This is a genomic window from Streptomyces acidicola (assembly GCF_009377235.1).
Classification (GTDB): domain Bacteria; phylum Actinomycetota; class Actinomycetes; order Streptomycetales; family Streptomycetaceae; genus Streptomyces; species Streptomyces acidicola.
In genome coordinates, this window is sequence record NZ_VMNX01000006.1 from 1 (window position 1) to 12,398 (window position 12,398).

General features: G+C 72.4%; 11 protein-coding genes. 5 read left to right on the forward strand and 6 right to left on the reverse strand.

The genetic code is table 11. The features are described 5' to 3' along the window. Positions 1 to 30: 30 nt before the first annotated feature. A complete protein-coding gene (locus FPZ41_RS03780) occupies positions 31 to 1,104 on the reverse strand; it encodes a cation diffusion facilitator family transporter (RefSeq protein ID WP_322619792.1) in 1,074 nt (357 codons plus the stop codon). Positions 1,105 to 1,358: 254 nt separating this feature from the next. Further along, a complete protein-coding gene (locus tag FPZ41_RS03785; protein WP_152859098.1) occupies positions 1,359 to 1,919 on the reverse strand; it encodes an NAD(P)H-dependent oxidoreductase in 561 nt (186 codons plus the stop codon). Between the two features lie 128 nt (positions 1,920 to 2,047). Here FPZ41_RS03785 and FPZ41_RS03790 point away from each other — a divergent pair, with 128 nt between their 5' ends. The 3 genes from FPZ41_RS03790 (at position 2,048) to FPZ41_RS03800 (ending at position 5,152) form a co-directional block, all read left to right on the forward strand. Further along, positions 2,048 to 2,704, forward strand: a complete 657-nt coding sequence (locus tag FPZ41_RS03790; protein ID WP_152859100.1) for a TetR/AcrR family transcriptional regulator — start codon at positions 2,048 to 2,050, stop codon at positions 2,702 to 2,704. A gap of 115 nt (positions 2,705 to 2,819) precedes the next feature. After that, the gene (locus FPZ41_RS03795; RefSeq protein WP_152859101.1) at positions 2,820 to 3,713 is read left to right on the forward strand and encodes an AAA family ATPase; all 894 of its coding nucleotides are present in this window, start codon (positions 2,820 to 2,822) and stop codon (positions 3,711 to 3,713) included. After that, positions 3,710 to 5,152, forward strand: a complete 1,443-nt coding sequence (locus FPZ41_RS03800; RefSeq protein WP_152859104.1) for a VWA domain-containing protein — start codon at positions 3,710 to 3,712, stop codon at positions 5,150 to 5,152. Before FPZ41_RS03795 ends, FPZ41_RS03800 begins: the two co-directional genes overlap by 4 nt. 30 nt (positions 5,153 to 5,182) lie before the next feature. Here the strand turns inward: FPZ41_RS03800 and FPZ41_RS03805 are convergent, their stop codons facing one another. After that, the gene (locus FPZ41_RS03805) at positions 5,183 to 5,848 is read right to left on the reverse strand and encodes a CBS domain-containing protein (protein WP_322619793.1); all 666 of its coding nucleotides are present in this window, start codon (positions 5,846 to 5,848) and stop codon (positions 5,183 to 5,185) included. 43 nt (positions 5,849 to 5,891) lie between these two features. Then, on the reverse strand, positions 5,892 to 6,350 hold the full coding sequence (locus FPZ41_RS03810) for a cyclic nucleotide-binding domain-containing protein (protein ID WP_152859106.1): 459 nt from the start codon (positions 6,348 to 6,350) through the stop codon (positions 5,892 to 5,894). A gap of 191 nt (positions 6,351 to 6,541) precedes the next feature. Here FPZ41_RS03810 and FPZ41_RS03815 point away from each other — a divergent pair, with 191 nt between their 5' ends. Beyond that, the gene (locus tag FPZ41_RS03815) at positions 6,542 to 7,447 is read left to right on the forward strand and encodes a universal stress protein (protein WP_152859108.1); all 906 of its coding nucleotides are present in this window, start codon (positions 6,542 to 6,544) and stop codon (positions 7,445 to 7,447) included. Between the two features lie 39 nt (positions 7,448 to 7,486). Next, a complete protein-coding gene (locus FPZ41_RS03820; RefSeq protein WP_152859110.1) occupies positions 7,487 to 9,874 on the forward strand; it encodes a phosphoketolase family protein in 2,388 nt (795 codons plus the stop codon). Between the two features lie 33 nt (positions 9,875 to 9,907). Here FPZ41_RS03820 and FPZ41_RS03825 read toward each other — a convergent pair whose 3' ends face one another. Continuing rightward, positions 9,908 to 10,627: a response regulator gene (locus FPZ41_RS03825; protein WP_407698748.1), complete on the reverse strand. Its 720-nt coding sequence runs from the start codon at positions 10,625 to 10,627 to the stop codon at positions 9,908 to 9,910. A 23-nt stretch (positions 10,628 to 10,650) separates the two neighbouring features. Then, positions 10,651 to 12,303 (reverse strand): sensor histidine kinase, encoded by a 1,653-nt coding sequence (locus FPZ41_RS03830; protein WP_322619794.1) that lies wholly within the window; start codon positions 12,301 to 12,303, stop codon positions 10,651 to 10,653. Between the last annotated feature and the right edge of the window lie 95 nt (positions 12,304 to 12,398).

Sequence of the window (12,398 nt, forward strand, 5' to 3'; positions counted from 1 at the left end):
GGGGCGGGGACGGGAGCGAGGGCCGGGGACCTACGGCGCCGTGTGGTGGGCCAGCGCGAGGTGCGGGTCCGCCTCGCCCGGTGCCGGTGCGGGGTCCGCGTGGACCAGGGCCGCGGTGAGTCCAGGAACCGCGTGCAGCAGGGCGTGCTCCGCCTCGACGGCGGTGCGGTGCGCCTCACGTGCGGTCACGTCGCCGTCGACGACGACCGCGACCTCGGCCCGCAGCCGGTGGCCGACCCAGCGCAGCCGCAGCTCGCCCACCTCCCGTACACCCGGCACGTCCCGCAGTGCCTGCTCGGCGCGGTCCACCAGCGCCGGATCGACGGCGTCCAGCACGCGCCCGAACACCTCGCGCGCGGCGTCGCGCAGCACCAGCAGGATGGCGGCCGTGATCGCCAGGCCCACCAGCGGGTCGGCGAGGTGCCAGCCGAGCGCGGCGCCGCCCGCGCTCACCAGGACCGCCAGTGATGTGTAGCCGTCCGTCCGCGCGTGCAGTCCGTCCGCTACGAGTGCGCCCGAGCCGATCGCGCGGCCGACGCGGATGCGGTAGCGGGCCACCCACTCGTTGCCCAGGAAGCCGATGACCGCGGCCGCGGCGACGACCGGGACGTGGTCCATCGGGCGCGGGGCGATCAGCCGCTCGACCGCCGTCCAGCCCGCGAAGACCGCGGAGGCCGCGATCGTCAGCACGATCGCGATGCCCGCCAGGTCCTCGGCACGCCCGTAGCCGTACGTGAACCGGCGCGTCGCCGCGCGGCGGCCCAGAACGAAGGCGATGCCCAGCGGAACGGCGGTCAGGGCGTCGGCCGTGTTGTGCACCGTGTCGCCCAGGAGCGCGACCGAGCCCGACAGCACGACCACGACCGCCTGGATCGCCGCCGTCATCCCGAGCACGGTCAGCGAGACCCACAGCGCTCTCATGCCACGAGCGGAGGACTCCAGCGCGGAGTCGAGCTTGTCGGCGGTCTCGTGGGAGTGGGAGGTGAGGAGATGGCGGAGGCGGGTGAGAGGGCCGGGGGAGTGGCGGTGGTCGTGCCCGCGGGGGTGGGCATGACCGTCCCCGTACCCGAGGTCGCGGGCGTGTTCGTTCCGGTGGTCGGTCACGTCGTTCCCCTTCCGGTGTGCGGGAGTGGACGTGCTCGTGCCCCTACGGCCATTATGTGCGTATGAGCGCATGCATGCACCTGTCACCTGCGCATGATGTGCAGCCGCACAGTGAGGGCGGGGTCGACGGCTGACTCGACCTGGTGCCGCGTCGCTCACCGGACAACGGAAAACGGTTCCGGGCGGAGGGTGCGCGCCTCCGCCCGGAACCGTTCGCGGGTCACGGCCGGGTGCATCACGCGGCCGTGGTCGAATCAGGCAGCCGCGGTGCTCGTGGACTCCGTGAGCTGCTTCAGCACCTGGGTCAGGCCGGTGACGACCTCGGCGTCGTCGGCCGGGTGGGTCTCCGCGAAGCGGGTCACGGAGCCGGGGATGGAGAGCTTGGCGTCCTCCAGGACCGTGCCGCCGGCGATGCCGAGGGCCTTGCGGGCCTCGTCCTGTGCCCACACGCCGCCGAACTGGCCGAACGCGGTGCCCACCACGGCGGCCGGCTTGCCGGACAGCGCGCCGGCGCCGTACGGGCGGGACAGCCAGTCGATGGCGTTCTTCAGGACGGCCGGGATCGTGCCGTTGTACTCGGGGGAGAAGAGCAGGAAGCCGTCGGCCTGGCCGGCGACCTCGCGCAGGCGGGCCGCGGCGGCGGGGACGCTGCCCTCGACGTCGATGTCCTCGTTGTAGAACGGCACGTCGGCGAGGCCCGCGAACAGTTCGATCTCGACGCCTTCGGGAGCGTGCTTGGTGGCGGCCTCGGCGAGCTGGCGGTTGTGCGAACCGGCGCGGAGGCTGCCGACGAGCGCGAGGATGCGAACGGACATGAGCTGACTCCTAGCAAAAGCAATGAGAGACTGGGCGGGGCTGGTTAAGCGGACCGGGGTCCGTTGAAATTTGTACCACCTATTCGGACCGCGGTCCACTTGTCTGTGGTGAGCGTTACTCTCACTCCATGACAGAGCCGCTGCCGCACCTTCCCGTGTCTCAGGAGCGCGACCCCCTCGACGGGCTCATGGAGCTCATACCGACCCCGGACGACCCACCACGACTGCGGGCCGACGCAGCGCGCAACCGCACCAGGCTGCTGGAGGTGGCTGCGCGGCTGGCGGGGGAGTGCGGGGCCGCCAACCTGACCATGGACGGTGTCGCCACGGCCGCCGAGGTCGGCAAGGGGACGGTCTTCCGTCGGTTCGGCGACCGCACCGGGCTGCTCATCGCCCTCCTCGACCACCATGAGCGGGAGCTGCAGAGCGCGTTCCTGGCCGGACCGCCGCCCCTCGGCCCGGACGCGCCCCCCACCGAGCGGCTGAAGGCCTTCGGTGCGGCCGTGGTCCGGCACGACCACGCCCACCGCGACCTGTATCTGGCGGCCCGCGCGGACGCCTCACGCCACCACACCAGTCCGGCGACCCTCCTCCGGCTGAGCCACATCTGCATGCTCCTGCGCCGGGCCGGGGCGCGGGGCGACATCGAGCTCCTGGCGCAGACGCTGCTGGGGTACCTGGACATCACCCTCGTCGATCACCTGATGTCGCGCCGCGGGATGACGCTGGAGCGACTGGAAGCCGGGTGGAGCGACCTCGTCGGGCGTCTGGTGGCGGTGGAGTGACGGCGCCGTTCGGTCCGCCGGGGGCGCGCCAGAAGTGACCGCTTGGTAACTTGCGTACGTAGCGCACGCAGGGCTGGACGACGCACCGCACGCCGGGCGAGGGGGAGTTGGGCACATGGCCGAGCAGGAAGACCGCCCGGGGGGCGACGGAACCGGGTTCTTCTCCTCCGTGGACGATGTCGTCGGACGGCTGGCGGAGGTGGGGTACCTCGCTTCCACCGCCGTCGCCACCACGGTGTTCCTGGCCGACCGGCTCGGCAAGCCCCTGCTGGTGGAGGGACCGGCGGGCGTCGGCAAGACCGAGCTGGCCAAGGCGGTGGCCCGGGTCGGCGGCGCCCGGCTGGTCCGGCTCCAGTGCTACGAGGGCATCGACGAGTCCCGCGCCCTGTACGAGTGGAACCACGCCAAACAACTCCTGCGCATCACCGCCGGCCGCGACGAGAGCTGGGACGACACCCGCACCGACATCTTCAGCGACGAGTTCCTGCTCACCCGGCCCCTGCTCACCGCCATCCGCGGCGACGAGCCGACCGTGCTGCTCATCGACGAGACCGACAAGGCGGACGTCGAAGTGGAGGGCCTCCTCCTGGAGGTGCTGAGCGACTTCCAGGTCACCGTCCCGGAGCTGGGCACGATCACCGCGACCCGGCGGCCCTTCACGGTCCTCACCTCGAACGCGACCCGCGAGCTCTCCGAGGCCCTGCGCCGCCGCTGCCTGTTCCTCCATCTCGACTTCCCCGACGCCGAGCTGGAGCAGCGGATCGTACGGCTGAAGGTGCCCGGCCTGGACGCCGTGCTCGCCGACTCGCTCGTCCGCGTGATCGCCGCCCTGCGCGCGATGGAGCTGCGCAAGGCTCCCTCGGTGGCCGAGACGATCGACTGGGCACGCACCCTGCTGGCGCTCGGCGCGGACACCCTCGACGAGTCGGTCGTACGCGACAGTCTGGGCGTCGTCCTCAAACACCAGGACGACATCGCCAAGGCCGCCCAGGGGCTGACCTTGCTATGAGCACGCAGGACGCCCCGGCGAGCACCGTGCTGCCCGAGCGGCTCACCGCCTTCGTACGGGCGTTGCGCGGCCACGGGATACGGGTCGGTCCGGCCGAGACCGTGGACGCGGCGGCCGTCCTTCAGGTGCTGGGCCTGGCCGACCGGGAGCGGATCCGCGAGGGTCTGGCGGCGGCGCTGCTGCGTGCCGACCGGCAGCGCACCGTGTTCGACGCCACCTTCGACCTGTACTTCCCGCTCGGCACGGGCGAGCTGGCGGCCACGCGCGCCGCACCCGCCGCGGACCTGACCGAGTTGCGCGACCGCCTCGCCGAGGCCCTGGCCGCGAACGACGCGTCCGCGCTGACCCAGCTCGCGGGCGAGGCCGTGGACATGCTCGGCGGATACGGCCCGACCGGATCGAGCGGCCCGACCGGCACGGGCGGCTGGTCGGCCCACCAGACACTCGACCGGCTACGCCCTCAGACGCTCCTGGCCCGTGTCCTCGCGTCCGGCCGCACAGGCGGATCGGGTGGAACCGATGGATCAGGTGCATCGGGTGGATCAGGTGCATCCGGGGGCTTCACCGAGCGGCTCGAAGCCGACGAGATCCGCCGCCGCATCGAGGACTTCCGCGGCCGGGTGCGCGGCGAGGCGCGCCGACGCGTCGCCGAGCGCCGGGGCACCGACGAGATCGCCCGGCGGGGCGTCGCCCCGAGCGCCGACCAGGTCGACTTCCTCGTCGCGAACCGTGAGCAGCTCGCCGAACTGCGCCGCACCCTCCAGCCGCTCGCCCGCAAGCTCGCCACCCGGCTGACCGCCCGCCGGCGCAGGGCGGCCCGCGGCCAGATCGACATACGCCGTACGCTGCGCCGCTCCCTGTCCACCGGCGGCGTGCCCCTGCGCCCGGCCCACCGCAGGCACCGGCCCGCCCGCCCGGAGATCGTGCTCCTGTGTGACGTGTCCGGCTCGGCCGCCGGGTTCGCGAACTTCACGATGCTGCTCGTCCAGGCGATGCGCGACCAGTTCAGCCGGGTCCGCGTGTACGCGTTCGTCAACCGTGTCGACGAGGTCACCCGCCTCATCACCACGGGCGGCGCCGACCCGGCCGGACTCGGCCACAGGATCGCCACCGAGGCCACCGTGTCCGGCTGGCACGGCAGCAGCGACTACGGCTCCGCGCTGGGCGAGTTCGCCGAGCGCCACCTCGACGCGGTCGGCCCGCGCACCTCCGTGCTCGTCCTGGGCGACGCCCGCACGAACGGCTTCGACCCGAACGTGCCCGCCCTGCGCCGCATCGCCGCCCGCGCCCGCCGCGTCCACTGGCTCAACCCCGAAGGACCCGCACACTGGGGGACCGGCGACTCCGCGGCCCACGCCTACGCCGAGGTCGTCGACATGCACGCATGCCGCAACGCCCGGCGTCTCGGGGAACTGGTGACCCGGTTGCTGCCCGTGTGACAGAGGGCCGACCGACGGGCACCGCCGCGGTCAGTACGCCTCGGGGGTGCGCTGCGGGCCCGTCAGATCGCACTCGACGTCCACCACGCCCTCGACGGCGCGGACCATACGCACCGCCACGGGGATCAGCGCGATGTCCCTGACACGACCGGTGACTCGGACGACGCCGTCGTGGACGGCCACATGGACCGGAGTCAACGGGGCCGGGAAGAGATACGAGACCACCTCGTCCCGCACCTCCGCGGCGATGTCCTCGTCGTCCCGGAGGAACACCTTGAGCAGGTCCGCACGGCTGACGATGCCCTGCAGCATGCCGTGGTCGTCGACGACGGGGAGCCGTTTCACCCTCGCGTGCGCCATGGTGCGGGCCGCCGCCGCGAGCGTCGCGTCGGCGTGGACGGTGACAGCCGGACTGGTCATCAGCTCCCCGGCCGTCACCGCCCGGGCCTTGACCAGGTCGGCCAGCCGGCCGAACCCGACAGGCCGGTCCGGTTCGCTGTCGCGGAACTCCTCCTTGGGCAGCAGGTCCGCCTGGGAGACGACCCCGACGACCCGGCCCTCGCCCTCCAGGACGGGCAGCGCGCTGACCTTCCACTGCTCCAGCAGCCGGACGATCTCCTTGAAGCCCGCCCCACGGCCGACGGCCGCGACCGTGTGGGTCATCACGTCGCTCACGATGCGGGGGGTGCTGTGCACGGTGACTCCCAGTACGCGTTTCAGGTGGTGCGAGCTGTCGCGGTCAGCGGCCGCTGCCGTAGGGGGCGTACAGGTCCAGCAGCCGGGTCCGCGCCGATCGCAGCCGGTGGGCGAGGATGCTGCCGATCCACTCGGAGACGGCCAGCCCGAACGCGGGATCCTCCCGGCACAGGGCGCGCACGCCCACGGCGTCGAACTCGTACGCCCGGACCGGGCTCGTCGCTTCGGCGCCCAGGTGCCAGGTGTGCGGGGCGAACAGCCAGGACCAGCCGACCAGGTCGTTGATGCCCAGGGTCTCGATCACCGCCGCGCGACGTCCCGGCACGCGCATGTCGAGGTCAACCGTGCCGGTGCGGATGACCCAGAACCGGTCCGCGCGACCCTCCTCCTCGAAGAGCCGGGCGCCCTGCGGAAACGACACCTGCTTGGCCATGGCCAACAGGCGCCGGCGGTGCTCGGCGGGGAGTGCGCGGAACATGGGGGTGGCGGGGGGAGCGTTCATGGCGGTGCCTCCACGGAGCGTAAGAACCTGCCACCTCCAGCGTCGCTCCGCGCCCCCGTCCTTGCCATGGGCTTCCGGCCCCAACCTGGGCCCTTTCCCGGCTCCGGACGCATCGTGGCTTGTCGCGCGGAGCGCGGGTACTCGCCCTCGGCGATGCTGGAACCAGTCCTCCGAACCGGGAGGTGCGCGCCATGTCACGCACTGTCACCGTCGGGCTCGACGGGTCGCCCGAGAGCCTGGCCGCCGCCGAGTGGGCGGCGCGTGAGGCCGGGCTCAGAGGGGTGCCGCTGCGGCTGGTCAACGTCTGGGAACCGGTGCCGGAACCCATGGGGCGGGCCCCCCTGCTGGGCGCGGACGTCGAGCACGAGTGGAGGGATCGCGTCCCTCGTAAGGCGGCGGACGGCATCCGGGGGCGCCACCCGGGGGTCGAGGTGGTCGTCGGACAGTTCTTCGGCGCGGCCACCGAGGTGCTGACCGAGGAGACGAAGGACGCCGAGCTGCTGGTCCTCGGATCCCGCGGGCTGGGCGGCATCGGCGGTTTTCTGCTCGGCTCCGTCGGCCAGTCCGTCGTCGCGCACTCGGAGGTGCCCGTCGTGCTCGTACGGGCCGGGGAACAGGCCACCGACGAGCACCTGAGGGACCCGGGGGGCGACCCGTCCGCCGACACCCCGTACCGGCCGGTCGTCCTCGGCCTCGACACCGACAGCCCGGACGACACACTGATCGGGTTCGCCTTCGACGCGGCGGCCCGGCGCGACACGGCCCTGAAGGTCGTCCACGGCTGGAGTCCGCCGCCCCACTTCGCGCACGGCATCCCCGAGCGCCCGGGGCTCGAAGCCGAGCGGGGCCAGTGGGAGGCCGTCGCGCTGACCGACGTGCTGCGCCCCTGGCGGCAGAAGCTGCCCTCCGTCGAGGTCGTCGAGGACTCCCGGCCCGGCAAACCGGCCCACCACCTCGTCGACGCGTCCCGGGAGGCGTCCCTCGTGGTCGTCGGCCGCCGTGTCCGCCGTTCCCCGATCGGCGCCCACATCGGGCCCGTCACCCACGCCGTCCTGCACCACGCCACCGCCCCCGTCGCCGTCGTCGCGCACGGCTGACCCCGTCCGAGGACCCGTCGACGCCCCAGGGAGTCACCCATGCCGAAGACCCCGCACCAGGACCGCCGAACCACCCTGACCAACGGGGAACTGCGTGCCCTGGACGCCCACTGGCGGGCCGCCAACTACCTCACCGCCGGACAGATCTACCTGCTGGCCAACCCGCTGCTGACCGAGCCCCTCACCGGAGCCCACATCAAGCCGCGGCTCCTCGGTCACTGGGGCACGTCACCGGGGCTCAACCTCGTGTACACGCACCTCAACCGGGTGATCAAGGCCCGCGGTCTCGACGCGCTCTGCGTGTGGGGACCCGGCCACGGCGGCCCCGCCGTCCTCGCGAACTCCTGGCTGGAGGGCAGCTACAGCGAGACGTACCCGGACGTGACCCGTGACGTCGAGGGCATGGCGCGGCTCTTTGGGCAGTTCTCGTTCCCCGGCGGGGTGCCCAGCCACATCGCGCCCCAGACGCCGGGCTCGATCCATGAGGGCGGCGAACTCGGCTACTCGCTCGCGCACGCGTACGGCGCCGCCCTCGACCACCCGGACCTGCTGGTCGCCTGTGTCATCGGCGACGGCGAGGCCGAGACCGGGCCGCTGGCCGCCTCCTGGCACGCGAACAAGTTCCTCGACCCCGTGTACGACGGCGCCGTCCTGCCGATCCTCCACCTCAACGGCTACAAGATCGCCAACCCGGCCGTGCTGGCCCGGCTCCCGGAGCCCGAACTCGACGAACTCCTCAAGGGATACGGCCACGCGCCCATCCACGTCACCGGCGACGACCCCGTCCAGATCCACCGCGCCCTGGCCGAGGCCTTCGACCGGTCGCTGGACCGCATCGCGCTGCTGCAGCGCACGGCACGTCAGGAACGGGGGAACGAGCGCCCGCACTGGCCCGTCATCGTGCTGCGCACACCGAAGGGCTGGACCGGACCCGCCTGGGTGGACGGGGAGCCGGTGGCGGGCACCTGGCGCTCCCACCAGGTGCCGCTCGCCGGTGTCCGCGAGAAACCGGAGCACCGGAGGCAACTGGAGGCCTGGCTGCGCTCGTACCGCCCCGAGGAGCTCTTCGACGCCGAGGGCCGACCCACCGCGGACGTGCTCGCCTGCATCCCCGAGGGCGCGAGGCGCCTCGGCGCCACCCCGTACGCCAACGGAGGTCTGCGGACCCGTGAACTGCCGCTGCCGCCCCTCGACGACTTCGCCGTCCCCGCCGACAAGCCCGGCGTGACCCTGCACGAACCGACCCGGGTCCTCGGCGGCTTCCTCGCGCAGATCATGCGGGACACCGCCACCCGCCGCGACTTCCGCCTGGTCGGCCCCGACGAGACCGCCTCCAACCGGCTGGACGCGGTCTTCGCCGCCAGCGGCAAGGCATGGCAGGCCCAGACGATCCAGGTCGACGAGCACCTGGACCGGCACGGCCGGGTCATGGAGGTCCTCTCCGAACACCTCTGCCAGGGCTGGCTGGAGGGGTATCTGCTCACCGGACGGCACGGGCTGTTCTCCTGCTACGAGGCGTTCGTGCACATCGTCGACTCCATGGTCAGCCAGCACATCAAGTGGCTCAAGACATCACGGGAGCTGCCGTGGCGCGCCCCGGTCCCCTCGCTCAACTACCTGCTCACCTCCCACGTCTGGCGCCAGGACCACAACGGCTTCTCCCACCAGGACCCCGGCTTCGTCGACCACGTCCTCAACAAGAGCCCCGAGGTCGTACGCGTCTACCTGCCGCCGGACGCCAACACCCTGCTGTCCGTGACGGACCACGCACTGCGCAGCCGGGACTACGTGAACGTGATCGTGGCGGGCAAGCAGCCCTGCTTCGACTGGTTGTCCCTGGACCAGGCCCGCGCCCACTGCGCCCGCGGCGCAGGGATCTGGGACTGGGCGGGCACCGAGAACGGCGACGGCGACCCCGACGTGGTCCTGGCCTGCGCGGGCGACGTGCCCACCCAGGAGGTGCTGGCCGCGTCCGACCTGCTGCGGCGCCACCTCCCGGAACTGGCCGTGCGCGTGGTGAACGTCGTCGACATGACCCGGCTGCTGCCGCGCGAGGACCACCCGCACGGGATGCCCGACTTCGAGTACGACGGACTGTTCACCACCGACCAGCCGGTGATCTTCGCCTACCACGGCTACCCCTGGCTGATCCACCGCCTCGCCTACCGCCGCACCGGCCATCGCAACATGCATGTGCGCGGTTACCGGGAGATGGGCACCACGACCACCCCGTTCGACATGGTCGTCCGCAACGACCTCGACCGCTACCGCCTGGTCATGGACGTGATCGACCGGGTCCCCGGCCTCGGTGTCCGCGCCGCCGTCGTACGCCAGCGTATGGCCGACGCCCGCACCCGGCACCACGCCTGGATCCGCGAGCACGGCACGGACCTGCCGGAGGTGGCGGAGTGGACGTGGGCCGGCTGAACCCGGCGCCCGGCCGGATGCTTCCGTGGCTTCTCACCCGCGCCAGCTGTACCGCCGCTCGGGGCGGCCGGCCGCCCCGTAGCGCAGGGACACGTCGGCGCTGCCGGCCGCGTGGAAGTACTCCAGATAGCGGCGGGCGCTCACGCGGGAGATGCCCGTGGCGGTCGCGCACTCGGTGGCGGAGAGGGTGCTGTCGGTGTCGCGGAGGGCGCGTTCGATGAGGTCGGCGGTCTCCACGCTGAGTCCCTTGGGCAGGGCGTTGCCGGGGCTCGGCGCCAACGCTCCGGCCAGGACACGGTCCACGTCGGCCTGGCCCCGGACGACGGTGGTGAGCAGCCGGCCGCGCTGCGCGGCGTACCGTTCCAGGCGGACGCGCAGGTCCTCGTACTCGAAGGGCTTGAGGAGGTAGTCCACCACCCCGTGCCGGACGGCGCCGCGCACCGCGTCGGCCTCGCGGGCGGCACTGATGACCATGACGTCGCAGTCGTGCCCGGCGGTGCGCAGCCGGGGGATGACGTCCAGGCCGAAGATGTCCGGGAGGTAGAGGTCGAGCAGGACCAGGTCGGGGCGGAGGTCGTCGACCGCGGCGATGGCCTGCTCGCCGGTGCCGGCCGTGCCGACCACGCGGAACGGCTGGACGCGTTCGACGAAGGTGCGGTGGACCCGGTTCACCATGAAGTCGTCGTCGACGACGAGCACATCGATGGCGTTGTTCGCGGTGTTCGTGCTGTTCATGTGGTTCGTGCCGATCATCGGAATCGTCGCGGGCAACGAGCTCATCGGGGCGCTCCTTCCGCCACCGCGCCGGCCGGGTGGCTCACGGACATGCGGGCGGTGAACATGGCTCCGTCGGGTGTGTTGGCCACGGCGATCTCCCCGCCGCGGCGTTTGCAGACGAGCCGGGTGAGGGCGAGGCCGATACCGCGCTCGCCCTCCTCGGCCGCCTTGGTGGTGAAGCCGTGCACGAAGACCTCGTGGGCGAGTTCGGGTGCGATGCCGGGGCCGGAGTCGCGGACCACGATCTCCACGCTGGCGGCGTCCTGCCGCAGCTCGACCTCCACCCAGGCCGCCTCCCCGTCGGCGTACTCGCCCCCGGTGGCCGCGTCGACGGCGTTGTCGACCAGGTTGCCGACCACGGTCGCCACGTCGGCGGCGTCCTCCGGTGCCAGCCGGCCGAGGGCGGTGTCGTCCGAGATGCGCAGGGTGACCTTCCGCTCGGCCGCGAGGGACGTCTTCGCCATCAGGAGGGCGGCGACGGCGGTGTCCCGCACCCGGCGGGTCAGCGTCATGTCGAGCGACTGGCGGTGCTGGTTCAGCGCGCGGATGTAGCGCACCACCTCGTCCTGCTCGCCGATCTGGATCAGCCCGGAGATGGTGTGCAACTGGTTGGCGAACTCGTGGGCCTGGGCGCGCAGCAGCTCGGAGGAGCTGCGGAAGGAGCCGATCTCCCGTTCCAGCCGCGCCAGTTCCGTACGGTCCCGCAGCGTGGTGACCGAGCCGAGCAGGCGGCCGTCCTTGGTGACGGTCATCCGGTTCATCACGAGCACCCGCCCGTGCCGTATGACCACCGCGTCCCGCGGATCCGCCGACTTGTCGCGGGCGCCGACCAGGACGTCCCGCAGGCGCCCCTCGATACCGAGGTCGGACAGGCTCTTGCCCACACAGTCCTCGGGCAGGTCCAGCAGGCGCCGGCCCATGTCGTTCACCAGGGTGAGCCGGGACCCCGGGTCCAGGGCGATCACGCCCTCCGCGATGCCGTACAGCATCGCCTCCCGGTGCTCGGCGAGACCGGCGATCTCGCGTGGCTCCAGACCCAGGGTCTGCCGCTTGACGTGCCGTGACAGCATCCAGGAGCCGGCGAGGCCCAGCCCGCTGGCGATGCCGAGATAGGCCAGCAGATACGAGGACGCCCCGCTGAGCCGCTGCCACACCGTCGGGGACGCCTCGCCGATCATGACGGTGCCCAGGTTCTGCCCGAGGTTCTCCTCCAGCGCCCCGAGCACCGGCACCTGCGCCACCAGCTCATGGCTGTCGTCCCAGGTGAGCGAGCCGGACCAGCCACGGCCCGTGGCGACTCCGGCCCCCAGCGGAATCCGGTCGCCGACCACCGTGGGATTCGTCGAGCTGACGATACGGCCGTCCGTGACGGCCACGGTGACGGATGTGACCCCGGACTGCACCCGGGTGGACTCCACCAGCGCGTCCAGTGCCTCCCGCGGACCCGGCTGCGTGAGCTGGCTCCGTACGAGGGGATTGGCGGCCAGCTGTTCGGCCAGCGCGGCGACCCGGCGGCCCTCGACCCGGTTGAAGGTGGCCTCCGACTGCGCGAGCGAGACCGCGGCGACGGCGAACAGCACCACCACGACGATGGCGAGCTGCAGCACCAGCATCTGGCCCGCGAGGGTATGGCGACGAAACGTGGCGACCACAGTTGACTCAATCTCCACCACTGACACGACCCGGGCGGCTCATCTGCCGAGTCGCCCCATCATGGCCCTCGCCTGCGGTGGAGGAAAGAGACTTG